Raw genomic sequence first — 25,230 nt, 5'->3', positions numbered from 1 at the left:
ATAAGAAGAGGTATAGCAAAATTTTGCTATACCTCTTCTTATAAAAGCTATTCGACAATTTTTATATCTGTCTTAGACTCTCACATAAACTATAGAAATCGGGTATCTTAATCATTTAATCAATTTATTTTCCCTCAAAAAATCTTCTGCAACTTTGGCTGGTTCCTCGGAAAGTTTATCAACTTTATAATTTAACTCTATCATTTTTTCCGCCGTAATCTTGCCACCTAATTTATTAATTAAAGTTTTAAGTTCTGGATGTTTTTCAAGAGTTTTACTGCTAACGATTGGTACACAATCATAATTTGGGAAGAAGTGTTTATCATCTTTTAAAACCTTAAGTTTATATGACTTTAATAACCCTTCGGTTTTAAAAGCATCTATAGCATCTACTTTTTTATTATCTATGGCTGCATACCGAAGTCCTCCATCAATTGCACTAGCACTTTTAAATTTCAGGTTATATACTTTAGTTAATCCTGAATAACCATCTGCTCTATTGCAAAATTCTAATGTAGCACCAAGCTTAAGCTCGCCTCCTACCTTTGCAAGGTCTGAAATAGTCTCTAGATTGTATTTTTTAGCAGTGTCTTGTCTTACCGATAATGTATAAGTATCATTAAAACCAAAAGGTTTTAGCCAAGTTATACCGTAGTTTTTAATGTAATAATCACTTACAATTTTATAAGCTTTAGCTGGATCATTAATGGGGGTCCTCTTCATAATACCAACTAAACTCATTCCAGTATACTCAGGGTACATGTCTATTTCACCAGTTCTTAATGCAGAATAAGCGAGTCCTGAGCCTCCTAAATTTAAATGTGTTTCTACTTTGATATCTGTATTTTTTTCTATTAGTGTTGCTAGTATATTACCTAATATAATTTGTTCAGAACTGTTGTAACAACCTACCACAATAGTGTCAGTTTTTTTAGTGGTCATATACACACCGCTAGATATCAATATAATAGCTAAACTACTAGCTATGATTTTTTGAGTTTTACTAAACTTATGTTTTTTTCTCTTAGATAGTTTAATTGTTCCATCTGCTTTTCTGATTCCTGGAGGTGTTACCCCTTGTTCAATTCTCTCTACAATAGAGTCCATTAACAGTGCTAATAAACATGCAGGAATTGCTCCAGCTAGAATCATATTGTTATCTACCGTTTGCACACCTGAGAATACCATATATCCAAGTCCGCCTGCACCTATAAATGCTGCAATTGTCATAAGCCCAACAGCAGTAACTGCTGATATTCTTATACCAGTCATAATTACTGGGAATGCAAGTGGTAATTGAACTAATTTAAGTACTTGTTTATTTGTCATACCCATGCCTTTAGATGACTCAATTACATCGGGATTTATATTCATAAGTCCAGTATAGGTATTTTTTATAATAGGAAGTAGTGAATATAAAAACACCATAAGTATTGCTGGTGTACTACCTATTCCAAGTATTGGTATTAAAAACCCTAATAAAGCTAAACTAGGTATTGCTTGTATTAAATTTGCAAAACCGATAACTGGCCCCGATAACTTCTTAACTCTAGATATTAATATACCCAAAGGGATTCCAACAATTATGGCTATAACCACAGCAAATATGGTTAATTCAATATGTTGAAGTGTTAGATCTATTATTTGACTCTGCCTTGAAACTACAAAGTCTTTAAAACTAACTATTCCATTTAATATGACCATTATTCATCATCCTCCTGGTTAATATACTGGTTGCTTAAAACAATCAACAAGCTACTCTCAGTAATTAGTCCAACTAATTTTGAACTGTCATCTACAACTGGAACATATCCAATTTTAAGTTCATTCATTAGATTTAATATATCTATTAAAGAGTCATCTAAATTAACGGTTTTAATTTCTGTGCCCATAATAGTATTTACCTTTATAGAACCTATGTAATTCCTTATAATATCTTTTATTGTAATAATTCCTTCCAGCTTATCTTCTTTATTAATAATTAATAGGCTGTCTACTTTATTTGCCTTCATAATTTCTAAGGCCTGGACTACTGTTCTATTACCACTAGTTGTAATTGGCTGCGTAATCATAATATCCCTAGCTTTTATAAACCCTGGTTGCTGCCATATTCTATTTTTACCTATAAATTCTTTAACAAAATCATTAGCAGGGTTATTTAGAATCTCTTCTGGAGTATCAAACTGAACAATATTTCCGTCCTTCATAATACAAATTCTATCACCAAGTTTAAGTGCTTCATCCATATCATGGGTTACGAAAACTATTGTCTTTTTATACTCTTGCTGAAGATTAAACAATTCATCTTGAAGCTGATTTCTCGTAATTGGGTCTAGTGCACTAAAAGGCTCGTCCATAAGGATTATATCAGGATTTGTTGCCCAGGCTCTTGCCACTCCAATTCTTTGCTTCTGACCTCCACTTAATTCACATGGATATCTGTCTATATACTCTTCTGGCTTCATTCCTACCATTTTTAAAAGGTCAGATGTTCTGGCAAGTATCTTATCTTCTGGCCATTTTTCCAGCATTGGTATTATTCCAATATTCTCACCTACAGTCATATGCGGTAAAAGTCCTGTTTGCTGTATGACATATCCCATATTCCGTCGTAGTTTAATTGCATCTTCCTTTAATATATTTTTACCATCCAAGTTTATACTCCCTGATGTTGGTGAAATTAACCTATTAATCATTTTTAAAGTTGTGGTTTTCCCGCAACCACTTTGTCCTACTATAACTATAAACTCTCCCTTAGTTACAGTAAAACTAATGTCGTTAATTACGGTTTTGTTCTTGAAAACCTTCCTTATATTCCTAAACTCTAACATATAACCTCTCCTCAATAAAATAATAGAATGTCAGTTAAATTAAACTAACAACCTATATGTTATCATAGGCTTGTCTGTTTACAAAACTCCATAAACTGAGAATAAATGTGACAGTTCTATCAATATTAGGGTATAGGTGATATAGAGATAAAAATGAAACATATGCTACATAATAGTACCATTGCTGGCTATATGGTCTTTTGTAGGTGTAGAATATAGGCTATTTATGGTTTAAACATTTTATATTTTGTTTTTGTAGTACAAATCTAGTTTATTTTAATGATATTAAGTTGATAATAGTGTACGTAGTACACTATGCTAAGTATAGGCGATTATATGGATTCTACAGATGAACTGATTTGTTCACTTTATTGGATTATATATAAGGGAACAATGGTCTAGTTATAAATTGTTCATAATATTGACACTTAAATGCAACAATTATTTGTTACTATTATTAAAAGAAGCAGAAGTGCTACAAAATAATATCAGTATTAAAACGAAATTTATAATATAGCCTTTAAGGGCGGAAATGGGGACGAATTATTATGGGAATTAAAGCAAAAAATGCGTCTAAAAAATCAGGAAAATCTGCTATTTCAATTACTTTGTATGTTGTCGCTTCAGTTGTTGCAATTATGGGAGTTGCATTATTAGTTAATAATGTTTTCTTATATAAAACTAACTTTGATCAAGCTGTAGCTCAGGGTTATTCTGCCGCTACTGTAAGGAATGCGTTAGTGCCATCACAATTGTTGCCAGGAATATTTGAACCAGTTGCAATATATGGAGGTATCGCATTTCTTCTATTAGGAGTGGGTGTAGTAAACAAAAAAGTTTCAAAATGTTTAATACGCTTAACGAAAGCTGAGGTTTGCAATGATATTGTTGAAGAAGATATTGTAGATCAAAATGTTGCTTTCGTAGAAAATTCAGAAACAACTAAGCAGGAAGAAATTGACGGAAAAATTCAAGAATCTTAATCGAAATACAACAAAAAGACTTGTCTCATTATACTGAGGCAAGTCTTCTTTTATAATTTACTAATATCTACAATGGTATTTTTATCTACAATGTTCCAGCAAGTTTTTCCAGGATTTAATGGTAAATTATTACCTTTCTCATCAGTTAGAAGTGTTTGCGAAGTGGCATCTTTTTTAGCCCAATGCATTTTTATAAATTTACCATTACTAATAACATAACCATCCCCCTTACCTACAAGGGAAATGTCTAAATGTTGCCCATCTGCTTGTTTTTTAATGGAGGTGATTTGCACCACTATGTTTTTAAATGCTAGTGGAAGCTTATTCTCTTTATTAGTTGATGATTTTCCATCCATGCTTTTGATGTAAAGCCCATCCTTATAGTTGTAACTAGTGTTGTAATTTTTGTTTATTTTTAAAAGTACATCTATAGCTTTAGGTGATTTAGCGTTATCCCAATAGCTCTTGTCAAATTTTAATTTTACAATAGGAGCTTTGACAAAATCTTTTGTTTTAACAAGATCTCTTAATTTTTCTGTGGAGGTATAAAGATTATGAGGAGCTTTTCGTATGGAATCTCTCCAATAAGTAGAAGCATATGCCATTTCATTCATACTCATTAAGTTTTCACTTTTTATTTTAACAAGAGCCTCCGAACTTCCACCACAATGAGCAAAGGGCAAGTTATATTCTTTTGAAATATCTAAGAAGTAAGGCCTGGCACTTCTAATTGGTCCAACCTTTTCAGCATTGTTTTTTTGAAATAATGCAATGAATCTAGGAGTGCCACCTTCGGCCATGGTCTCATAAACTATATCCGCAGCATTCAAACCCGATTGAGGTCTTGCAGCTACTGAATTTTCTACTATGGCAAGCACAGCAATATTATCTAATATTTCTTTTTTTACCTCTTCACCTGTATAAGGAGAGAGGTACTTTTGTGAGGTCTTTACAGAGGATTCTGTTTTTGTAGGGGTTGGTTGGTTTGGCGTAGCAATAGATTCAGCTTTTTTGCTACAACCCTGTAAAATAAAGCTTATTGAAATAATTATACATAATAATAGTTTAGACTTGTTTTTCAAAGTAAACATCTCCTTAGTAAATTTTATGGGAAAACGTCATTACATTCATTCCTTTATTTTAATCTATTCGAAATATTGTGTATATAGAATAATACAAAAACTAAAAATGCTATAGGAGGATTAAATTTGCTTCGCTCATAAAAACCACCGCGAGCATAGATCATGTAACTAATTAGCGATGTAGTGTTTTTTTGTAGGAAATGGTATAATAATAATATAAATTGTCATATTATTATAAGGTTTAGTTTGAATTCTTATTAAGGTGGTGCTAAAATGCTTGATATAATTATTTGTGAAGATAACGAGATGCAAAGGGAAAAGATTGAATGTATTATACAAAATAAATTAATAGATTTAAAGCTTGATTTAAAGATAGTTTTATCAGCTGATAATTCTAAAGATGTAGTTAATCATCTTAGGAACAACATAGAAAAAAGTTTTATTTACTTTTTAGATGTAGATTTAGGCACTAAATCAAATGGAATAGACCTTGCAAAAGAGATAAGAAATTATGATACAAAAGGATATATTGTTTTTATAACTTCACATGCTGAGTTATCATTTTTAACTTTTAAATATAAAGTGCGAGCTTTTGATTATATCTTAAAATTTGATGATAAGGCCCTTAAAAGCAGCATTTCAGAATGCTTAAGTGGAGCATACAATAATTACAAAAATGTTAATGTTAAAGAAAAAGAAGTCATTTCAATAAATTTAGTGAATAGGATTGAAAATTTTCTATTTAATGAAATCCTATTTTTTGAAACATCAGATATTGGTCATAAATTAAGGGGTCATACGATTAATGGCCAATTTGAGTTCTATGGAAAAATGAAGGATATAGAAGCTAAATTACCTTCATATTTTTATAAATGTCACAGATCTTATATAGTTAATACCACTAAAATTAAATTATTTGATAAAAAAAATAAAACTATCTACATGATAAATGATGAAATCTGTTATAGCTCAGCATTATATCTAAAAGGATTAATTAAAAAATGTTTAATATGATTATGGAGTTATTATATATATTTATTATTACATTAAATTTTGGTGTTATTATGATTAATATAAGTTATATTGAAATAACTAGAAAAAACTTTTTAGTTATTAATAGTATTTTATTCCCTGTAATTGTATTATCGAATAATTATAATGAAAACAAGTTAATAGTGCCTATTACAACCATAATAATGACCATATATTTATATATACTTTTTAAAAAAGTATACTATTCTCTAGTAATTTCTATTTTTATACAATTAATTTTTGCTTTTGGAGATGCTATTTCTGGAGTTATCTTAGTTTTTATTTTAAAATTAAAATATTCAGATATATTAAATAATCCTAAAATTAAATTATTATCAGCTTTATTAATTTTAATAGTATGTTATTTTGTAAGTGAATTTTCATGTAAAATTTTAAAAAATAACTTTATTAAAAATTTTTTGAAAATAAAATCAAAAAATATTTCTATTTTATTCTCCACAATAATAATTTCATTTATTTCTATATATTCTTATTCTTTATCATTAAAAATGATGTTTAATAAGCCTAATAAAATTTTCATTTCATTAAACCTTTTTTTGATAATTAGTTATTTTATTGTGATATTAATATTAACTCATACAAATAATGAAAGTATTAAAAAAGATTTGGAATGGGATTACAGAGAAAAAGAATTGACCCATCTTAAAGAATATACTGTAAATTTAGAAAATCTTTCAAATGACTTGAGAAGTTTTAGACATGACCAAATTAATATATTTCAAACAATAGGGGCATATATCGAGTCAGAAAATATAAAAGAGTTGAAGGAATTCTATTATACAGAATTAATGCCTGAAAGTAAAAAAATATTGGAAAAGAATCGCTCTTATACATTACTTATGCACATAAAAATTGATTCGTTAAAAGGACTACTTTCTTCTAAAATTATTAAGGCTCAATCAAAAAACATAAAAGTCAAAATAGAGATTGTGGACGATGTTAATGAATTATCAATATATTTAATAGATATCTGTAGAATTACTGGAATTATTTTTGATAATGCTATAGAAGCTGCGATATTATGCGATAACAAATTTATTGAATTTTTAGTATATAAAAATAATAATAGTACTACCTTTATTATAAATAATTCTTGCCCGGAAAATACTCCATCTATTCATAAAATATACGAAAAAAATTTTTCTACAAAAGGTGTAAATAGAGGAATAGGCTTAAAAACTGTTAAAGATATTTTGAATGAAAAATATAATAATGTATATTTAAATACTAGTATTGATAACTTAGTTTTTACACAAGAACTAATTATTGTTAATAATTAGTTCTTGTGTTGTAAATTTTCATAGTTATTATAAGGTTTTCTGAAAATAAAGTAGGCTAGGGGAGTAATTTATTGATGAAGATTAATATTAATTACATTTCACGCTCAAAAAATACCATTTTAGGAAATAATGTAGAATTAAGTAATCGCAATATGATAAAATAATATCATGGTAATTCAAGTAAAACAATAGGAAAACTGAGTAATAAGGGGTGGGAAAATTAAAAACTTAATATTAGAAAAAGTATCTTTAATAACTTGTTCTGATAGAATATTAAAGGGACAACCCTTAAGGGTCTATAATATGGTGCTAAAAGCTTGGATTTGATGCTAGAGAAATAAGACTAGTAATTTCATTGTGTGTAAACGATTGACTCAATTAAAGAATTATTAATCATGATGATATCTTGTTCCATTCTTTTGTTTAGGTATTTTAGTTCTCGCGAAACTAAAATACCAAATCTTGAGTGGGAATCAAGTTATTTATATAAATTATTAAAATATAAGGGGGTAAGTCAAAGATAGATTAATATTTTTGACAATACCACAAAAAGGGGTGTCGTATGGAAACTTATTTATGTCCAAAAATTGACTGTACTTCAGTTGAATATACTGAAGATCAAGCGTGGGTTATAGTATTTATGGCAGCGTTACTAGCAGTAGGCGTTACATGGATGATAGGTATGTCAGTGTGGTGTGTTTCTAATGGTTACAAGGGATTCACTGGTGATTATAGCATAATTGAATGGGGATTAAAAGTCAATTTTGAATGTAAATAAATGAATAAAATTCAATGAAAGAGCTATTTTATTATAGCAACATCTTAGACAAGCTTATAATGAATTAATATGCTTGTCTAAGTTTCATTTATAATCTATATTTGGATACTGTTAAGGATATCTTGAATGAAAAATATAATAATGTATATTTAAGTAATAGTATTTATAACTTCGTTTCTACAAAAGCACTAATTATTGTTAATAATTAGTGCTTTAAAGTTGTAGATTTTCATAATTATTATAAGGTTTTCTGAAAATAAAATAGGCTAGGGGGGTAATTAAAAAGGATTCTTCGAAGATAGAATAAATAATTATATTTTTATAAATTGAATTTGATAATAATAGACTTACTGAATATGAAATTAATACAATAACGATGGCTTTTAGTTTCAAAGCTTTTCTTAATTTTTTGCTTACAAGAGGACGCTCAGCTGTATCAGCAGGAGCATATTTAACAACTAAAATTAAGCTTATTAAAAATAAGATAATTATTAAAGTTCTATTTAGGGTGAAATTTAGACTTAAAAACACATTTCCCAAAAAAACTATATAATTTAAAAAAATACACTTTATGCTAGAGTCTGCATGAACTCCATTAGCGAATGATCTAAGGATGCCAAAAACTATAAACGCTATTAATGTATAGGTGAATATTTTAAGAAAATATGATGTCACAAACAAAATAACTAATTTGTAAACATTAATTAATATAACTTGAGTACCATAATGGAGTATTTCAAGTTCTTCCTCTGTCTTATCTAAATTTTTTTTGATAAATTCCATAAATAAGTTGCTTAATTTTTTATTTATATTCATATAACCCCATCCTAAACAATAATTTATTGATGAAAATTAATATTAATTACATTTCACGCGCAAAAAAGCCCATCTTAGGAAATAATGTAGAATTAAGCAATTACAATATGGTAGAATAATATCATGGTAATTCAAGTAAAGCAATAAAAAACTGAATAATAAGGAGTGGAAAAATGAAAAACTTAATATTAAAAAAAGTAGCGTTAATAACTTGTTCTGGTGTAACCGCAGTGGCTAAAGCTTCATCATCAATGTGTATAGTTTGGTTATTTAATGAATGTAAGATGCCTAAATCATTATATAAGGTTGATGAAAGATTATAAGGAGATTTGATATGGCTTTGTAATCTTGGGTGAGAATATTAAAAGGATAACCCTTAAAGGTTTATAATATGGTGATAGAGAGATAATGGTAGTATTATTGTATGTAAACGATTGACTGAATTGAAGAATTATTAATCATGATGATATCTTGTTCCTTTCTTTTATTTAGGTATTTTAGTTCTCGCGAAACTAAAATACCAAATCTTAAGCGGGAAGCAAGTTATTTATATAAATTATTAAAATATAATTGGGTAAGTCAAAGATAGATTAATATTTTTGACAATACCACAAAAAAGGGGTGTTGTATGGAAACTTATTTATGTCCAAAAATTGACTGTACTTCAGTTGAATATACTGAAGACCAAGCGTGGGTTATAGTATTTATGGCAGTATTACTAGTAATTGGTGTTTCATGGTTCATAGGTATGTCAGTGTGGTGTCTTGCTAATGGTTACAGTGGCTTCACTGGTGATTATAACATAATTGAATGGGGATTAAAAGTCAAATTTGAATGTTATTAAATGAATAAAATGCAATAAAAAAGTTATTTTATTGCATCATCCTTTAACTTAGACAAGCCTATAATAAATTAATAAGCTTGTCTAAGTTTCATTTGAATTTATAGTTGATTGCAAAATAAAATTTTACAAAAACAATATTCTATTTAGGAAGGAGAACTTTTATTATGTTATCAATTAAAAACCTTAGTAAAAAGTATTCAAATAATTTTTGGGGCATTCAAAAATTTGATTTATATCTAAAAGAAAAAGAATTGGTTTCAATTGTTGGTCCAAACGGTTCTGGAAAAACTACAATAATTAATTGTTTACTTGGAGTAATTTCTCCAACCCAAGGCACTTTGTCTTTATACGGTCAAAAAAATAATACCAAGAAATTTAAAGAATATATTGCATATGTACCGGACGAACTATTACTTATTGAGTCTTTGACAGGTAAAGAATATATTAACTTCGTAAAATCAATGTATCAAAATGTAAATGACGAAAAGATTAAAAACCTTGTACAAATATACAATATGGCAGAAGCTATGGAGCAAATAATAATAAATTATTCACATGGAATGAAGAAAAAGCTTCAATTAATTGCGGCCTTTATGTTAGAAGGCAAATTAATAGTGTTAGATGAGCCATTTAGAGGATTAGATGTAGAATCGATAATAACAACAAAAAAAATGTTAAACAAATTTTTGAAAGATGGGAAAAGTATTTTAATGTCAACTCATGATCTTCTTTTAGCTGATAGTTTGAGTGATAGAATTGTAATAATTTCTAAAGGTAGAAAAGTTGCAGAAAATACTAGTGATATATTAAAAAAAGAATATAACTGTAATTCACTTGAAGAAGTTTTTATTAAAGCATCCCTTGATAAAAGTAGGAGTGATAAAATTGACGAAGTCATTAATAATTTGTAAATTAATTTTTAAAATATGGCAGAGAAGTCTAAGAAAAATATTGAATACTAAAAGTAAGGTTGTAGGAGTAATTTCATTTTTATTATTTATCATCGTATTATCCGTAATAGCAGGATATTGTGTTGTAAATCCTGTGATAGTAATGTTTGTGAATGGGGATACTAGGTCACTATATTTATTGTTTTCTGGTATATTAGTAAATATTTCTGTGGTAACAACGGCACTGTTTGTACTTGTGAAATCTGTAATACAAGAACGCGGTGAATTTGAAATGCAGTTAAATTGGTTTCCGCTTACTACATTCGAAAGAAATTTAGGATACAAGCTTCCAATATTTTTTGTTGTTTTTGTCAGCGAATTGTTTATAAATACTTTATTAGTTGTACCGTCATTGGTTATGAATGATTTACAGGGAGGGTTTTTACTAGCCAGTATATTAGCTTTTATTATACAAATTACTTTTGTATTCTTTTTAAATACTATAATATATGACTTTTGTATATTTATTATATCTATGATTGGACTCCCTTATAGAAAACTAATAACGCTTTTAATTTTACTAATGTCAGTATTTTATTATTTTATAGAAAATTTTTCGGTGGAAGGGATTTTATCTTCATACACTAAATTTGATTATAATATACTTTATTTAATTAGTGGAGTTCTTATGAAATCAGTAAAAGTTGCAGCATTTAATTCTGTAAGCTATTTAAGGATAAGTATTTATATCTTAATTATTGCATTTTTAGCTTTAAGCACTTTATTTTGCTATGAAAAAGTTCAGAATAACAACTCTTCTAAAATATTAAAATTTCTGCCTATGTCAAAAGGGTTTAATAGATCATTAATTATAAAAGAAGTTAAAGTTCAAATTAGAAATGAAGAAAATTTCATAAATATAATAATTTTTTTGCTGATGGCAATTTTAGTAAGATTTAAATTTGGAAATTTAGAGTCGAATATAATGATAATAGGGATAGTAAGCTTAGTTTCTAGTATGTTGGCGCTAAACTCCTTTGGAAATGAAAATAATTACTTTATAATGTATAAAGCTAATGGGGTTGAATTGTTAAAGGTGTTGATTTCAAAGGCATTAGGCTTGTGTATTATTGGATATGTTTTATTTCTACTTATAACTATAATAATACTAGGAATTAATATGGATATATATCAAGTATTAATTAGCATTCCAATAGTTATTAGTTCAATAATGTCATTATATATCTTAGGAATATTAATCCCAGTAGATAATAAAAACCCTTATATGGGTGTATTTGCTTTTTTTATTCTCTTTTTTACGATGATTCCTATAGTAGTTATATTAAATCAAATAATTACAACAAATATGTCTTTGATAATTGTGGCAGTCGTACTCACAATTATATTATTTACTACTTTTTATTTAGTGGCTAGATGGAGGATAAAATATGAATAAATTAAAAAGAATACCATATATACCTCAAAACATTGAGATTAATAAAGATCACATTTTTGATCATAATTTACATGCTGATATTCCAATAAATGAAACGGCTTATAAAATATTATTACTAGTTGATGGAATTAAAAGTGTAAGTGAGATTACAGAACATTTAAACGAAGAAATCAAAATCAATTATGATGTTCTATATACTGATATAAATAATTTATTCTATGAATTAAATACAAATTATCTTTTAAATTGGAAATATAACACCAATATAAGGATAAAAAATATATTTATCAACCTTATTTCACAATATAAAAAAGGGTATAAAGAACGAGTTACTATAAAAAACAACAATTTTTTTTCAGTATTTAATAGTATTAATAATGTAATAATTAAAAAAATAGGAATATTATTTATATGGACATTAGTTCTATATATATTGAGCGTGGTTTTAACTAGTGATAGTTTAGCTTCAGGTGTAGCATTTGGATTTTTAATCGCTTTTGTTGGATTGATTTTGAGCACAAACATTCATGAATTATCTCACATGTATTCTCTATGGATAAAAAAGAAAAATAAAAATATAGGATTTTTAGGGATAAGTCCATTGGGAGTGAGATTTGTAAGACCAGCAGAAACTAATTCTAAGAACAATATTATTATAGCCTTATCAGGATCAATAATTCCTGGAATCTTAGGGGTTTTAATGTATATCATTAGTTTTACCATATTTAAAGAATGGCAATATTCTGTGTATATCAATATTTTTGCGGCAATGTTTATTATTCAACTAGTGCATTTACTACCATTTACAGGTGATGGTAAAAATATTCTTCACTATATATTATTAATGATATACAATAAAAAAATAATTTAGATACTAGGGGATGATTAATATGATGAAAATTAGTGAAAAAACATATGGTTTAGCTGCTGTTTTAAGTATAATTATTTTACCTATAACTGCTATGAGTTTAATCTTTCTTAAAATGTTTAGTAATAAAAGTGGTAAAATCCTTTTTAACACAATGGAGATTCTTAAAATTGGAAACAATGGCTATACGTTTAGTATAAAGATTACATTTTTATTATTAGTTTTGGTTGTATTTTTGGCGACTATTGTCTTATCAATAATATTTAATATTTTATTGAAAGGATTAAGGAAAAATGAAGTTTAAAGGAAAGAAAAAATATGCTGTTATTACAATAAGTTTAGTTCTATTAGCAATGGTAGGTATTTTTACAATGAAATCCGAGGGATTAAATAAAAAAGATGATATTAAGACTGTATCTAATGCTGGAATTACTTTTGGTGATATTAAGTCACCTGTTAAGATAATTGAGTATACAGACTTTAATTGCCCGGATTGTAAAAAAATGAATGAAAATATTGAGCCAATCCTATTAGAATACATAGCTAATAAAAAAGTTGTTTTAATATTTAAGAATGTTAATGAAAATATGCATTTAAATATGCCTAAAATTAATACAGAGGATTATAAAGAGATTGGAAAGATTTTCAATGAAAAAGAAAAGTATATTAATCCAAAATCGGAGCAGTACTTAAAATCATATTTAGGAGAAAAATTATATAATAAAAGGAAAAACGATAGCAAGGAAATAAAGAAAGAAATAGACTATCTCAAGATTAATACAATACCAACAATGTATGTAGGTAATGAAAAAATGGTTGGTATTTATAAAAAAGATGAATTTAAAAAAATTGTTGAAGGTATATTAAACTCCAATTAGGAAAATAAATTGTGGTGGAATTATGATTAAGATGTTTTAATCGTAAATAAATCTTGGTAGGAACTTTATCATATTCATAGTGAAATTTAAATAATAAATAATCCAAGTGAGGTTAATATATGAGAAATATGAATATTAATAAAGTAGTAAAAAAATACTGTAGAATATTTTTTTTGCTAATAATAGTCTTTACAATTAATGTCTTAATGGTTGAAACAATTCATGCAAAGACTAACGAATTAAATTTGATTTATTTTAATGTACCTCTGTGCAATACATGCAATAAGTTTGAAGATGAACTAAATAAATTACAGAAAGAATATAAAAATATTAAAATATATAAATACGATATAAGTAAAAGTCAAAATTATGAGATGCTTGTTAGATATAATAATGAATATAAGATAAACAAAAAGAATGGAGAAGCACCAATTATATTCGTATCAGATAGATATATAAAAGAGCCGTCTGAAATAAAGTCTATAATAAGAGAAATATTACAGAATGAGAAGGTTAAGGAAACACCTATTTTGGAGGGAATTCAGATAAATACCAATTCATTCAATTATGATATTTTAGGTTTTATATTTACAGGATTTGTTAATGGGCTTAACCCATGCTCTATATCTATGTTTTTATTTTTCATATCGCTTATTAGTGTCAAAAATGTTGGTATAAAGAAGCTTGGTTTTAGTTTTATTTTAGGGAAATTTATAACATATTTATTAATAGGTTCAGTTTTATACACGTATCTATCTAAAATAAATATAGGATTATATAATACAATAATGAAAGAAATATTTATAGTATTTTCTGCTATAATTATTTATTTGAATGTAAATGATTTTTTAAAAGCAAGAAAGGAAAGGTTTGGACAAATTAAAAATCAACTCCCAAGAAAAGTTAGACGTTTTAATCACAATGTAATAAAAAGTTTTTTGGAAAATAAAAGTGGAAAAATATTAATTATTATAAGTTTTTTATTAGGCGGAGTCATTTCTTTAGGAGAATTTTTATGTACAGGACAAGTATATCTTGCAAGTATAAGTTATATGATACAAAAAAATAGCATGTACTCTCTTAAGGCCTTTTCTTATTTATTCTTGTATGATTTAGTATTTATTATACCACCAATAATAATTGTCTTTATTATTGATAAAGGGACTGATATGTTCAAAGTATCATCATTCCTTGTAGAGAAAATGTATTTAATAAAATTATTAACCGCACTAGTGATGTTCCTGTTTTGTTTATTTATAGTTTTTATAATTTAATATAGTAAATAGAAAGGAGTTTATTAAATATGCCGAGAAACATTAAAATAATAGATAACGATAATTGCATTTTATATGAGGGTAATCTTTATAAACTACCAGTTGCAGAAAATATTATTGTTGAGAAAAGTATTGAATACTTCAATGATTCAGAACCCTGTTTTTTACATAAAAGCGCAGTTACAAAAAAAATATATTACGAAATTGAAGATTTTTTTCAAGAAAAAGATAACATTGGCACTAGAGAAATAAAATTAGATGAATTTCCATTAATTTTGCAACGTCTTCTTGAGAAGATTGGAAATGCTAAAAGCATTTACTTGTAGTATGGCATATTTGATGTGGATGAATCTATTAATTAATATACCAATAAACTAATTTCTTTTAAAAAAGATAAGTAATCATTAATTATTATTGATTGCTCATCTTTTTTATTTTGATATTAACTTCTATTCTTTTAAGAAATATTTATCTTAGAATAGGTTATAACTTTTACCATAGGATTTTTAGTAATTGGGATAACTCAAATATTGATATCTGCTATAAGGCAACAAATGCTTTTATATTTATCACAAAAAATTAGCATTTCATTATTGTTAGGTTATTTCAGGCATGTATACAAATTACCTATGAAATTTTTTGCATCAAGAAAGGTAGGAGACATTCTCACGAGATTTAGGGATGCTACTACTATACAAGATATATTAACATCAGTTTCATTGTCACTAATTATGGATGTTACCTTAGCGTTAGTTTCTGCAGTAGTACTATATATAATGAATCAAACATTATTTATAGTTGTGTTGATTCTTACAATTGTTAGTGCAGCACTTATATATACATTTAAAACACCATACAAAATAATTAATCTTGCGCAAATGGAGTCAGAAGCAAGGCTAAGTAGCCATATTATTGAAAGCTTAAAAGGAATAGAAACAATAAAGGTTAATGCAGCTGAAGAAAAGTCTTTAGAAAAATTAGAAAGTGAGTATGTAAAAAATCTTAGAATTGGGTTCAAAACGGGAGTACTTTCTAATATACAAGGATCAATATCCTCAGCGATATCAACTATAGGAAATTTAGTGCTTATGTTTTTAGGAGCAACAATGGTAATAGAAGGGAAAACTACCCTAGGAAGTTTAATGGCATTTACTTCATTATCAAGTTATTTTATGGGACCAATAGGAAGACTGGTAGGGCTTCAGCTTAGTATACAAGAGGCAAGCATATCTCTTAAGAGAATATCAGAGATATATGAAGTAGAAAAAGAACAGGATGAGGCTGAGGAAGATAAAATTAAAATAGATAAAATAAATGGAGATATAGAACTCAACAATATTACATTTAGGTATGGTAGTAGAGCACCTGTTCTAAAGAATTTAAATATAAAAATACCAGAGGGTAAAAAGGTAGCCTTAGTTGGTGAGTCCGGAAGTGGTAAAAGCACTATATCAAAGCTACTTTTGAAATATTACTCACCAGAGGAAGGTAATATAAATATAGCTGGCTATGATATAGAAGAGCTTGATTTATATGATTTAAGAAGGCAAATAGCCTATGTACCTCAAAACATAGAATTGTTCTCTGGTAATATAAAAGAAAATGTAACACTCGGTAAAGAAAGTTTCACCTATGAGGATATTAAGGTTGCCTGCGAAAATGCAGGATGTAGCTCATTTATAGAAAAGCTTCCAGGTAAATATGATACATTTTTAGAGGAAGCAGGCGGAGGCTTATCAGGAGGTGAAAGGCAGAGGATAGCTCTTGCCAGAGCATTTATAAAGAAAGCTAATTTTTTAATACTGGATGAAGCTACAAGTAATTTGGACTTTATAAGTGAAGCAAAAATATACAATACTCTCTTTGTAAAAGGTAAGAATACGACAATGCTAATTATAGCACATAGACTCTCCACCATAAGAAATTGCGACATAATTTATGTTATGGATAAAGGAAGTGTAGTGGAGCAGGGAAGCCATAAGGAGCTTTTAAAGAAAAAAGGATATTATTACAGGCTTTATGTAAGCCAGGTTGGAGAAATAGATGAATTAGATGAAACTATAATAGTAAAGGATATTGAACAAGAAATAACTGACGAAAAATCAGATGTAAAAGAAGTTACTAAGGATGGTGAAGAATATGAATACAATTGAAAAAATAGTTGTAAAACAAAATAAAGTACTGAAATTAAACAATGTACTTATAAGAGAAGTAAGTCAAAACGAACTTATAGATATAAATAAAATTACATATATGATGGATAGCTATATAAAGTCAAAGGGGAATTCTACAGTGGGTCCAATGATTAATTATTCAGCTGTTGAGGGTGATGAAAATGGACAGGCTAAAATAACAATAAAGCTTATGATACAGCTAAAAAATTCAATCCATAATATAGAGAAACCCTATGAATTAAAGAATCAAATAAGAGTAACAAATTGCTTGTTTGCAAGATTTACTGAAAAAGAAGAAAATCTTCAGTATGCATATTCTAAATTAAACTTATTCGCCTTTGAAAATGATATGAAACTAAAAGGTGACAGCTACACGGTTTTTGTAGATAAAAATGAAGAAGGAATTGTGGCAGATGTATTTATGGAGCTAAAACAAGGAGTAGATGAGCTTGAAGGTATATAATCTAAACGAATTAACTGACAGTAGGGTTCTTTATGATAAAAATCCTCCCAAATTAATGATATACATAATTGCGCTAGTTACAGTACTTTTAGTAATGTTTTTTGTTTGGGCAAATAAATCAACCAAAACCTATATGGTAAAAGGACAAGGTATAGTAACTACAGAAAATAAGTCGCAAATTATGGCGGCTGTATCTGGTGCAGTGGTCAATGTAAATGCATTAGAAGGTAAGGAAGTAAAAGCTGGGGAAGTACTCTTTGCCTTAAATCCAGTAGAGGCCAATCTGCAATCAGGACAAGCAGAGGATCAAATTGTACTGATTAATAAGAGAATAGCATTACTTATAAGGGCAGAAAATGATGCTACTAACCAAACAAATACATTTGAAAAATATGATGATGAAAAAGAGTTTTATAACAAATTAAGAAACGGCTACATAAAAAGAAAAGAATTTGTAGTAGACGAAGAGGCTTTAAAAAAACGGGGAGCTACAGATGATGAGATAAAAGAATATAAAAGGACACAAAAAATTAAATTGGATGGAAATTACTATGATACGATTTTACAATTCACTACTGAAAGAACGCAGCTAGAACTTGAGAAAGATAAACTTGAAATTCAAAAAACAGCTTTAGGAAAGAGTGCAAAAGAATATAAAATTGTAGCGCCAAAGGAAGGCAAACTGCATTTAAGCAGTAATATTACAAAGGGCATGGTTTTGCAAGCTGGAAATGTACTGGGTAGCATAACTGGTAAGGAAGAAGAATTAATGATAGAAACTTTACTGCCTTCAAATGAAAGGCCGCGGATACATATAGGTGACGAAGTTGCAGTTGCTGTAGGAGGCTTGAATCAAGCAGAGTATGGCACTATTAAAGGGAAAGTTTTAAATATAGATGGAGATGCTACTATAGATAGCGAAAAAGGGAATGTATATTTCAAGGTTAAAGTAAAACTTGATAAAAATTACATTGCAGATAAAAAGGGAGAAAAGGTTAACCTTACACTAGGTATGGTTACAGAGAGAAGAGTTAAGTATGAAAAAATAACTTATATGAAATACTTTATGGAACAAATTGAGATAAAACTTACTTAGTTTTCGTGTAATAAATCAAAAGGTAATTATATTATGTAAATTAATCAATAAATACTCATACAAAGTATACTAAAGTCTTCTTAGATTAAAGTCGAAGTGTAAGATGCTTGTATTATGTAGCAAAACAATAACTTGTATTTAGTAGAAAAATGTAATATATAATTTAGGGGGGAAATATACAATGATAATGAGTTTAGAATTACCAGTTAGTTACGTTGGTATTGATAGAGAAGAAATGGAATATATAGATGGAGGCGTATACCTAAATCCAACACAAGTTAAAGGTGTAGTTATGTCGATAGGTTGTGCTGGTATTTCAGCAGCTTCTATACCTGTTATAACAGCTGGCATATATAGTATAGCAGGTACTATGGCAGCAACTATTCCAGGAGCAGGATGGATTACTGGAGCATTATTAGCTGCTAATGCTACTCAATTTGCATGGGCATGTGTTAATGCAGTAATTAAAAATCAAGGTATTGCTATTAATACAGGTTTTCCAACAGGGTTGACTTTTAAAGTTTGCTAATAATTAAGGCTGCATAAAAAAATTAGTAATTAACACTTCGACTTTAATCTAAGAGGATTTTATTACTTTTGTATTAGTTATGATAAACAAAAATTATTGAGATACATCTAAATACCTATGTCAAAAAAAACTAATTATAAAAATGGGAGATAGATTAAATGAAAAAGTCTGTTAAGCTATTAATGCTATTAAATTTAATGGGTTATATAAGTAATTTTGCATTTGCATTTATATATTCATACGACAAAATAGCATTACAAAGTAATTTAAGAATAGAAGTAATGTGGGTATTGTCACCATTTGTATTTTTAGTAGTTACATCATTTATACTAGCTACTGATAACAAAGAAGAATATAAAATATTTAAAATAGAGGCAATAATCGATTGGTTTATAAGAGTTGCATCATGTTATGTTACTTTTCAATTTACTTTTCAATTTTTATCATCAAAGTATATTATTCAACAAGTCGTATTAGCCTCATTACTAATTATTAATATATATTTGGAATGTAAAATGTATAAAAAAGCAAAAATACATATAATTATAAAAAAAGAAAATATGGAAGTTGAAATAATATCTGAAGCAGAAAAACAAAATATTGAAGGAATGGGTAAAGCAACAACTATTGGGATGAGTTCACTTTTTGTATTTGCGGGTTTGGGGATGGGTATAACACAAATACAACAAATTGATATTAAATTATTAAGAATTATTATTGTATTTATTTCTATTTATGCATTTATGTGGTTTTTAATTACTAATTATAGAAAGTGTTATTTATTTTATTTAGATAAATCTTTAGCGAAGAGAATTTTTGTTAGAGATGCATTATATGCATCTCTTGGATATATAATAGTTTTAATAGCTGCATTCGGATTTTTTGGAATCGGTTCTTTGCTTGAATCTATAGTTACGTTTGGTGGGTTTTTATTACTATATCCAACAATACGTACCGATAGAAAAATAGCACTTAGATTTAACAAAGTTAAAGAAAAATTATAATTAGTCCGATTAAAATTGAGATAGGGCAACGATATGTTGAAAAAACAGCAATAAGACGGTTATTAGCGTTCTATCCACTTAAAATAAGCACTTACAGAGGAGAGGATGGTGTTACAAAAACTTTACTTTTGTGTTGACATTATTGAAACAGTAGTCTTTTTACCTTCTTTAACGGATTTTTTACCATGTAGTTTAATGGTAGTTAATATACGGTGAAATATTAGATATAAGGTCATTTTGATTTTGAAAAAAATTGTATATAACTCAATAAAATAGTAATTTATAATGTCAAATGATTTTATTTTACTTTATTATTCACTGGCTTTTAAATAATTTATTAGGTGAACTGTAAAAACTATTGATGAAATAAGATATAACATAATTAATCTAGCACATATGAAACAGTAGATTCTTTCTAGCACTACCTTCTTAAAAACATGGATACATTATAAAGCAAGATGGAGATGCAAGAATGGTTTATGAATCAAGAGAAACTAAAATTCAAGATCAGCTGATGAGAATGTAAGTAGAATAAGAAAGAGGTGAAATGCAGTAAGTTCGTCGGCAAATTCCTCCTCGCTAAGGTGACAGGCATTTGTAAAACGATGTAAAAAAACGTTAACAAATTAAAAACTGTCAATAATATAGATGATAAAAATTTACAGGAGAATGTTTAGTGAAATATGGGACATCTTATGCGGATTTATTAGAAGTGAAGTTAGATAGAAAAATTGAAAGTCTTAAAGAATAGAAACAAAAAAACTTGGCGGTAGCCATGAGAAAACCACTGAAGCATAGTTAAATATACTTTAGTGGTTTTATCGTCGTTTTGGCCGAAGTAAAGTCCTTAGAAAAGTTAGAAATTGAGTATGTAAGAAATCTTAGAATCGGATTTAAAACAGGAGGAGGATTATAGGGGGGAGAAAGGTAGCGAATAGCTCTTGCCAGAGTATTTATAAAAAAAGCAAACTTTTTAATACTGGATGAAGCTACAAGTAATCTAGATTTTATAAGTGAAGCAAAAATATACAATACGCTCTTTGAAAAAGGTAAGAAAATGGACAGGCTAAAATAACGGTAAAGCTTATGATACAGCTAAAAAATTCAATCCATAATATAGAGAAACCCTATGAATTAAAGAATCAAATAAGGGTAACAAATTGCTTGTTTGCAAGATTTACTGAAAAAGAAGAAAATCTTCAGTATGCTTATTCAAAATTAGGACTATTTGTTTTTGAAAATGATATGAAACTAAAAGGTGACAGCTACACGGTTTTTGTAGATAAAAACGGAAAAGGAATTGTGGCAGATGTATTTATGGAGCTAAAACAAGGAGTAGATGAGCTTGAAGGTATATAATCTAAACGAATTAACTGACAGTAGGGTTCTTTATGATAAAAATCCTCCCAAATTCATGATATACATAATTGCGCTAGTTACAGTACTTTTAGTAATATTTTTGGTATGGGCAAATAAATCACCTAAAACTTATATGGTAAAAGGCCAAGGAATAGTAACTACAGAAAATAAGTCGCAGATTATGGCTGCTGTATCTGGTTCAATAGTAGATGTAAGTGCATTAGAAGGTAAGGAAGTAAAAGCTGGGGATGTACTTTTCACCTTAAATCCAGTAGAACCAAATCTGCAATCAGGACAAGCAGAGGATCAAATTGTACTGCTTAATAAGAGAATAGCATTACTTATAAGGGCAGAAAAGGATGCTACTAACCAAACAAATACATTTGAAAAATATGATGATGAAAAAGAGTTTTATAACAAATTAAGAAACGGCTACATAAAAAGAAAAGAATTTGTAGTAGACGAAGAATCTTTAAAAAAACAAGGCGGTACAGAGGATCAAATAGAAGAATATAAAAAGACACAAAAGATTAAATTGGATGGAAATTACTACGATACGATTTTACAATTCACTACTGAAAGAACACAGCTAGAACTCGAGAAAGATAAACTTGAAATTCAAAAAGTTGCCCTGGGAAAGAGTGCAAAAGAATACAAAGTTGTTGCGCCAAAGGATGGTAAGATTCATTTAAGTGCTACGATTACAAAAGGAATGGTTTTGCAAGATGAAAATGTACTTGGAAGCATAACTGGTAAGGAAGAAGACTTACTCATAGAAACTTTACTGATGTCTAGCGATAGACCAAGGATACATGCCGGAGACGAAGTGGCAGTTGCTGTAGCAGGTTTAAATCAAGCAGAGTATGGCACTATTAAAGGTAAGGTTTTAAATATAGATGGAGATGCTACTATAGATAGCGAAAAAGGGAATATATATTTCAAGGTTAAAGTAAAACTCGATAAAACGTATCTTGAAGATAAAAAAGGAGAAAAGGTTAACCTTACACTAGGTATGGTTACGGAAACTAGAGTTAAGTATGAAAAAATAACTTATATGAAGTATTTCATGGAACAGATTGGGATAAAACTTAATTAGTTATTTTAGGTATCTGCAGGTATCTTTGATATAAATAATGCAATTAATGTGATTATTAATTGTAGTAAACAGTTAAAATAATATAATAATGGAGAGGGGATTAAAAAATGGAAATGACTTTAAGATTACCAGTTAATTATGTTGAAATTGAAAGTAATGAAATGGAATATATTGATGGGGGATATACAGGATGGCAGAAGGCTTTGGTAGCAACTGCAATTGTAGCATTAAATCGTGTTTTTTAGGAGGATTTATGGATAAGAAAAGTAAACTTGTGGCCTATATTATAATGCAAACTTTAGTATTATTAGCTTCTTTTTTATTTATAATTTTAGCATTAAAGTATAATTTCTCAATTGCACCATCAATGGTAATACTTGGATGCACGCAATTAGCACTTCTTGTGTTTGTAGTTAATAATGTAATTAGCAGAAAGAAGTAACTTAGATAGAGGCTAGAGGCGTTGCCTTTGTAAATGATTTTCAAATCATTTGCGAAGGCAGTTCCTTTTTTTATATTTATTTATTTATTTATTTATTGAATAAATTGACCTGTATTTCGTTGGAAATTCTAATCTCATATCTTAAAAAAATACACTGGAATATTGCAACACCAGCTGTGTAAATAACTAAACGTATAAGTATTATGTTACGTGATAGTTCTTTCATGATTGAAATGGTTTATTAAAAGAAGGGATATTTAAGTACGTTTCTATTATTATAGCCATCTCAGCTTCAGTGATTATATGGGACTATATTGACAAATTATTTGATCGAAAATCAAGAAAGTAATGTGGAGTTAGGTGAAGAAGTTCCGGAACTGTAAAAAGAATAGGAACGAAAAGACTTGGAGATAGCCAGGAGTGGAAAACACTGAAGTATAGTTAACTATAATTCAGTGGCTTTTTCGTCGTTGCAGATGAAGGGAGGACCTTTGTAAAACAAAACAAAATCCTGAAATTAAACAATGTATTTATAAGAGAAGTAAGCCAAAACGAACTTATAGATATAAACAAAATTACATATATGATGGATAGTTATATAAAGTCAAAGGGAAATTCTACAGTGGGGCCAATGATAAGTTATTCATCTGTAGAAGGTTATGAAAATGGCCAAACTAAAATAACAATAAAGCTTATGGTGCAGCTAAAGAATTCAACTCATAATATAGAAAAACCCTATGAATTAAAAACTCAAATAAGAGTAAAAGATTGTTTGCTTGCAAGATTTACTGAAAAAGAAGAAAATCTTCGGTATGCTTATTCTAAATTAGGATTATTCGCCTTTGAAAATAATATGAAATTAAAAGGCGACAGCTACACGGTTTTCGTAGAGAAAAATGAAGATGGAATTGTGGCAGATGTATTTATGGAGCTAAAACAAGGAGTAGATGAGCTTGAAGGTATATAATCTAAACGAATTAACTGACAGTAGGCTTCTTTATGATAAAAATCCTCCCAAATTCATGATATACATAATTGCGCTAGTTACAGTACTTTTAGTAATGTTTTTGGTATGGGCAAATAAATCAGCCAAAACTTATATGGTAAAAGGCCAAGGAATAGTAACTACAGAAAATAAGTCGCAAATTATGGCTGCTGTATCTGGTTCAGTAGTAGATGTAAATGCATTAGAAGGTAAAGAAGTAAAAGCTGGGGAAGTACTCTTTACATTAAATCCAGTAGAGTCCAATCTGCAATCAGGACAAGCAGAGGATCAAATTGTACTGCTTAATAAGAGAATAGCATTACTTATAAGGGCAGAAAAGGATGCTACTAACCAAACAAATACATTTGAAAAATATGATGATGAAAAAGAGTTTTATAACAAATTAAGAAACGGCTACATAAAAAGAAAAGAATTTGTAGTAGACGAAGAATCTTTAAAAAAACAAGGCGGTACAGAGGATCAAATAGAAGAATATAAAAAGACACAAAAGATTAAATTGGATGGAAATTACTACGATACGATTTTACAATTCACTACTGAAAGAACGCAGCTAGAACTTGAGAAAGATAAACTTGAGATTCAAAAGGCCACAATAGGAAAGAGTGCAAAAGAATACAAAGTTGTTGCGCCAAAGGATGGTAAGATCCATTTAAGTGCTACGATCACAAAAGGAATGGTTTTGCAAGCTGGAAATGTACTTGGAAGCATAACTGGTAAAGAAGAGGAATTAATGATAGAAACTTTACTGCCTTCAAATGAAAGGCCGCGGATACATATAGGTGACGAAGTTGCAGTTGCTGTAGCTGGATTAAACCAAGCAGAGTATGGCACTATTAAGGGAAAGGTTTTAAATATAGATGGAGATGCTACTATAGATAGCGAAAAAGGGAATGTATATTTCAAGGTTAAAGTAAAACTTGATAAAAATTACCTTGCAGATAAAAAAGGGGAAAAGGTTAACCTTACACTAGGTATGGTTACAGAAACTAGAGTTAAGTATGAAACTATAAATGAGCGAATTACCTAAC

At 28.4% G+C, this 25,230-nt stretch carries 28 protein-coding genes; 24 read left to right on the top strand and 4 right to left on the bottom strand.

What is annotated here, in order from left to right; genetic code table 11:
- Window positions 1-111: 111 nt before the first annotated feature.
- Window positions 112-1,704: an ABC transporter permease/substrate-binding protein gene (locus tag ACWJJ7_RS08905; protein WP_462964880.1), complete on the bottom strand. Its 1,593-nt coding sequence runs from the start codon at window positions 1,702-1,704 to the stop codon at window positions 112-114.
- Window positions 1,704-2,831, bottom strand: a complete 1,128-nt coding sequence (locus ACWJJ7_RS08900) for an ABC transporter ATP-binding protein (RefSeq protein WP_462964879.1) — start codon at window positions 2,829-2,831, stop codon at window positions 1,704-1,706. Before ACWJJ7_RS08900 ends, ACWJJ7_RS08905 begins: the two co-directional genes overlap by 1 nt.
- A 548-nt stretch (window positions 2,832-3,379) precedes the next feature.
- On the opposite strand from ACWJJ7_RS08900, the gene ACWJJ7_RS08895 reads away from it, so the two are divergent.
- Window positions 3,380-3,814 carry a hypothetical protein gene (locus ACWJJ7_RS08895; RefSeq protein WP_462964878.1) on the top strand — a complete coding sequence of 145 codons (435 nt, stop codon included), beginning with the start codon at window positions 3,380-3,382 and terminating at the stop codon, window positions 3,812-3,814.
- 50 nt (window positions 3,815-3,864) lie between these two features.
- Here ACWJJ7_RS08895 and ACWJJ7_RS08890 read toward each other — a convergent pair whose 3' ends face one another.
- Window positions 3,865-4,896 carry a DUF3048 domain-containing protein gene (locus ACWJJ7_RS08890; protein ID WP_462964877.1) on the bottom strand — a complete coding sequence of 344 codons (1,032 nt, stop codon included), beginning with the start codon at window positions 4,894-4,896 and terminating at the stop codon, window positions 3,865-3,867.
- A 273-nt stretch (window positions 4,897-5,169) separates the two neighbouring features.
- On the opposite strand from ACWJJ7_RS08890, the gene ACWJJ7_RS08885 reads away from it, so the two are divergent.
- The 3 genes from ACWJJ7_RS08885 to ACWJJ7_RS08875 all read left to right on the top strand — a co-directional run bounded on the left by ACWJJ7_RS08885 (window position 5,170) and on the right by ACWJJ7_RS08875 (window position 8,007).
- Window positions 5,170-5,910 (top strand): LytR/AlgR family response regulator transcription factor, encoded by a 741-nt coding sequence (locus ACWJJ7_RS08885; protein WP_462964876.1) that lies wholly within the window; start codon window positions 5,170-5,172, stop codon window positions 5,908-5,910.
- A gap of 2 nt (window positions 5,911-5,912) precedes the next feature.
- Window positions 5,913-7,229, top strand: coding sequence for a sensor histidine kinase (locus ACWJJ7_RS08880; protein ID WP_462964875.1), 1,317 nt, complete (start codon window positions 5,913-5,915; stop codon window positions 7,227-7,229).
- Between the two features lie 562 nt (window positions 7,230-7,791).
- Window positions 7,792-8,007: a hypothetical protein gene (locus ACWJJ7_RS08875; protein WP_462964874.1), complete on the top strand. Its 216-nt coding sequence runs from the start codon at window positions 7,792-7,794 to the stop codon at window positions 8,005-8,007.
- A 213-nt stretch (window positions 8,008-8,220) separates the two neighbouring features.
- Here ACWJJ7_RS08875 and ACWJJ7_RS08870 read toward each other — a convergent pair whose 3' ends face one another.
- Entirely contained in the window at window positions 8,221-8,823 is a 603-nt protein-coding gene (locus ACWJJ7_RS08870; RefSeq protein ID WP_462964873.1) for an accessory gene regulator ArgB-like protein, read from the bottom strand.
- A gap of 173 nt (window positions 8,824-8,996) precedes the next feature.
- Between ACWJJ7_RS08870 and ACWJJ7_RS08865 the strand changes: the two genes are divergently transcribed.
- The 20 genes from ACWJJ7_RS08865 (at window position 8,997) to ACWJJ7_RS08770 (ending at window position 25,229) form a co-directional block, all read left to right on the top strand.
- Window positions 8,997-9,146: a cyclic lactone autoinducer peptide gene (locus ACWJJ7_RS08865; RefSeq protein ID WP_462964872.1), complete on the top strand. Its 150-nt coding sequence runs from the start codon at window positions 8,997-8,999 to the stop codon at window positions 9,144-9,146.
- Window positions 9,147-9,451: 305 nt separating this feature from the next.
- The gene (locus ACWJJ7_RS08860; RefSeq protein WP_462964871.1) at window positions 9,452-9,667 is read left to right on the top strand and encodes a hypothetical protein; all 216 of its coding nucleotides are present in this window, start codon (window positions 9,452-9,454) and stop codon (window positions 9,665-9,667) included.
- Between the two features lie 164 nt (window positions 9,668-9,831).
- Window positions 9,832-10,578, top strand: a complete 747-nt coding sequence (locus ACWJJ7_RS08855; protein ID WP_462964870.1) for an ABC transporter ATP-binding protein — start codon at window positions 9,832-9,834, stop codon at window positions 10,576-10,578.
- Window positions 10,553-12,013, top strand: coding sequence for a hypothetical protein (locus tag ACWJJ7_RS08850; protein ID WP_462964869.1), 1,461 nt, complete (start codon window positions 10,553-10,555; stop codon window positions 12,011-12,013). The genes ACWJJ7_RS08855 and ACWJJ7_RS08850 overlap by 26 nt, the downstream gene beginning before the upstream one ends.
- Complete coding sequence (locus ACWJJ7_RS08845) at window positions 12,006-12,884, top strand: hypothetical protein (RefSeq protein WP_462964868.1); 879 nt, start codon at window positions 12,006-12,008, stop codon at window positions 12,882-12,884. Before ACWJJ7_RS08850 ends, ACWJJ7_RS08845 begins: the two co-directional genes overlap by 8 nt.
- A 19-nt stretch (window positions 12,885-12,903) precedes the next feature.
- On the top strand, window positions 12,904-13,185 hold the full coding sequence (locus ACWJJ7_RS08840; RefSeq protein ID WP_462964867.1) for a hypothetical protein: 282 nt from the start codon (window positions 12,904-12,906) through the stop codon (window positions 13,183-13,185).
- A complete protein-coding gene (locus ACWJJ7_RS08835) occupies window positions 13,175-13,759 on the top strand; it encodes a thioredoxin domain-containing protein (RefSeq protein ID WP_462964866.1) in 585 nt (194 codons plus the stop codon). Before ACWJJ7_RS08840 ends, ACWJJ7_RS08835 begins: the two co-directional genes overlap by 11 nt.
- Before the next feature lie 119 nt (window positions 13,760-13,878).
- Window positions 13,879-15,033 carry a thioredoxin domain-containing protein gene (locus ACWJJ7_RS08830; RefSeq protein ID WP_462964865.1) on the top strand — a complete coding sequence of 385 codons (1,155 nt, stop codon included), beginning with the start codon at window positions 13,879-13,881 and terminating at the stop codon, window positions 15,031-15,033.
- A gap of 29 nt (window positions 15,034-15,062) precedes the next feature.
- Window positions 15,063-15,359: a hypothetical protein gene (locus ACWJJ7_RS08825; RefSeq protein ID WP_462964864.1), complete on the top strand. Its 297-nt coding sequence runs from the start codon at window positions 15,063-15,065 to the stop codon at window positions 15,357-15,359.
- 159 nt (window positions 15,360-15,518) lie between these two features.
- Window positions 15,519-17,186 carry a peptidase domain-containing ABC transporter gene (locus ACWJJ7_RS08820; RefSeq protein ID WP_462964966.1) on the top strand — a complete coding sequence of 556 codons (1,668 nt, stop codon included), beginning with the start codon at window positions 15,519-15,521 and terminating at the stop codon, window positions 17,184-17,186.
- Window positions 17,173-17,670 carry a hypothetical protein gene (locus tag ACWJJ7_RS08815; protein ID WP_462964863.1) on the top strand — a complete coding sequence of 166 codons (498 nt, stop codon included), beginning with the start codon at window positions 17,173-17,175 and terminating at the stop codon, window positions 17,668-17,670. Before ACWJJ7_RS08820 ends, ACWJJ7_RS08815 begins: the two co-directional genes overlap by 14 nt.
- Window positions 17,657-18,766 carry an HlyD family secretion protein gene (locus ACWJJ7_RS08810; protein ID WP_462964862.1) on the top strand — a complete coding sequence of 370 codons (1,110 nt, stop codon included), beginning with the start codon at window positions 17,657-17,659 and terminating at the stop codon, window positions 18,764-18,766. Before ACWJJ7_RS08815 ends, ACWJJ7_RS08810 begins: the two co-directional genes overlap by 14 nt.
- A 181-nt stretch (window positions 18,767-18,947) precedes the next feature.
- A complete protein-coding gene (locus ACWJJ7_RS08805) occupies window positions 18,948-19,295 on the top strand; it encodes a hypothetical protein (protein WP_462964861.1) in 348 nt (115 codons plus the stop codon).
- Between the two features lie 158 nt (window positions 19,296-19,453).
- Window positions 19,454-20,299, top strand: coding sequence for a hypothetical protein (locus tag ACWJJ7_RS08800; protein ID WP_462964860.1), 846 nt, complete (start codon window positions 19,454-19,456; stop codon window positions 20,297-20,299).
- 1,086 nt (window positions 20,300-21,385) lie between these two features.
- Window positions 21,386-21,658, top strand: coding sequence for a hypothetical protein (locus ACWJJ7_RS08795; RefSeq protein WP_462964859.1), 273 nt, complete (start codon window positions 21,386-21,388; stop codon window positions 21,656-21,658).
- Window positions 21,645-22,754 (top strand): HlyD family secretion protein, encoded by a 1,110-nt coding sequence (locus tag ACWJJ7_RS08790; RefSeq protein ID WP_462964858.1) that lies wholly within the window; start codon window positions 21,645-21,647, stop codon window positions 22,752-22,754. Before ACWJJ7_RS08795 ends, ACWJJ7_RS08790 begins: the two co-directional genes overlap by 14 nt.
- 107 nt (window positions 22,755-22,861) lie before the next feature.
- A complete protein-coding gene (locus ACWJJ7_RS08785) occupies window positions 22,862-22,999 on the top strand; it encodes a hypothetical protein (RefSeq protein ID WP_462964857.1) in 138 nt (45 codons plus the stop codon).
- 8 nt (window positions 23,000-23,007) lie between these two features.
- Window positions 23,008-23,196: a hypothetical protein gene (locus ACWJJ7_RS08780; protein ID WP_462964856.1), complete on the top strand. Its 189-nt coding sequence runs from the start codon at window positions 23,008-23,010 to the stop codon at window positions 23,194-23,196.
- A gap of 583 nt (window positions 23,197-23,779) precedes the next feature.
- Entirely contained in the window at window positions 23,780-24,163 is a 384-nt protein-coding gene (locus tag ACWJJ7_RS08775) for a hypothetical protein (RefSeq protein ID WP_462964855.1), read from the top strand.
- Entirely contained in the window at window positions 24,150-25,229 is a 1,080-nt protein-coding gene (locus tag ACWJJ7_RS08770) for an HlyD family secretion protein (RefSeq protein WP_462964854.1), read from the top strand. The genes ACWJJ7_RS08775 and ACWJJ7_RS08770 overlap by 14 nt, the downstream gene beginning before the upstream one ends.
- Window position 25,230 lies beyond the last annotated feature (1 nt).

It is taken from the genome of Clostridium sp. CM042, from assembly GCF_055080995.1.
This window is presented reverse-complemented; position numbering and strand designations above follow the sequence as displayed.

Coding starts and splice junctions, on each gene's coding strand:
- ACWJJ7_RS08785 (WP_462964857.1), top strand. CDS start 22,862: ATGGAAATGACTTTAAGATTACCAGTTAATTATGTTGAAATTGAAAGT.
- ACWJJ7_RS08880 (WP_462964875.1), top strand. CDS start 5,913: ATGGAGTTATTATATATATTTATTATTACATTAAATTTTGGTGTTATT.
- ACWJJ7_RS08845 (WP_462964868.1), top strand. CDS start 12,006: ATGAATAAATTAAAAAGAATACCATATATACCTCAAAACATTGAGATT.
- ACWJJ7_RS08875 (WP_462964874.1), top strand. CDS start 7,792: ATGGAAACTTATTTATGTCCAAAAATTGACTGTACTTCAGTTGAATAT.
- ACWJJ7_RS08840 (WP_462964867.1), top strand. CDS start 12,904: ATGATGAAAATTAGTGAAAAAACATATGGTTTAGCTGCTGTTTTAAGT.
- ACWJJ7_RS08780 (WP_462964856.1), top strand. CDS start 23,008: ATGGATAAGAAAAGTAAACTTGTGGCCTATATTATAATGCAAACTTTA.
- ACWJJ7_RS08895 (WP_462964878.1), top strand. CDS start 3,380: ATGGGAATTAAAGCAAAAAATGCGTCTAAAAAATCAGGAAAATCTGCT.
- ACWJJ7_RS08775 (WP_462964855.1), top strand. CDS start 23,780: ATGATGGATAGTTATATAAAGTCAAAGGGAAATTCTACAGTGGGGCCA.
- ACWJJ7_RS08815 (WP_462964863.1), top strand. CDS start 17,173: ATGAATACAATTGAAAAAATAGTTGTAAAACAAAATAAAGTACTGAAA.
- ACWJJ7_RS08870 (WP_462964873.1), bottom strand. CDS start 8,823: ATGAATATAAATAAAAAATTAAGCAACTTATTTATGGAATTTATCAAA.
- ACWJJ7_RS08860 (WP_462964871.1), top strand. CDS start 9,452: ATGGAAACTTATTTATGTCCAAAAATTGACTGTACTTCAGTTGAATAT.
- ACWJJ7_RS08900 (WP_462964879.1), bottom strand. CDS start 2,831: ATGTTAGAGTTTAGGAATATAAGGAAGGTTTTCAAGAACAAAACCGTA.
- ACWJJ7_RS08855 (WP_462964870.1), top strand. CDS start 9,832: ATGTTATCAATTAAAAACCTTAGTAAAAAGTATTCAAATAATTTTTGG.
- ACWJJ7_RS08795 (WP_462964859.1), top strand. CDS start 21,386: ATGATACAGCTAAAAAATTCAATCCATAATATAGAGAAACCCTATGAA.
- ACWJJ7_RS08800 (WP_462964860.1), top strand. CDS start 19,454: ATGAAAAAGTCTGTTAAGCTATTAATGCTATTAAATTTAATGGGTTAT.
- ACWJJ7_RS08865 (WP_462964872.1), top strand. CDS start 8,997: ATGAAAAACTTAATATTAAAAAAAGTAGCGTTAATAACTTGTTCTGGT.
- ACWJJ7_RS08830 (WP_462964865.1), top strand. CDS start 13,879: ATGAGAAATATGAATATTAATAAAGTAGTAAAAAAATACTGTAGAATA.
- ACWJJ7_RS08835 (WP_462964866.1), top strand. CDS start 13,175: ATGAAGTTTAAAGGAAAGAAAAAATATGCTGTTATTACAATAAGTTTA.
- ACWJJ7_RS08905 (WP_462964880.1), bottom strand. CDS start 1,704: ATGGTCATATTAAATGGAATAGTTAGTTTTAAAGACTTTGTAGTTTCA.
- ACWJJ7_RS08825 (WP_462964864.1), top strand. CDS start 15,063: ATGCCGAGAAACATTAAAATAATAGATAACGATAATTGCATTTTATAT.
- ACWJJ7_RS08805 (WP_462964861.1), top strand. CDS start 18,948: ATGATAATGAGTTTAGAATTACCAGTTAGTTACGTTGGTATTGATAGA.
- ACWJJ7_RS08885 (WP_462964876.1), top strand. CDS start 5,170: ATGCTTGATATAATTATTTGTGAAGATAACGAGATGCAAAGGGAAAAG.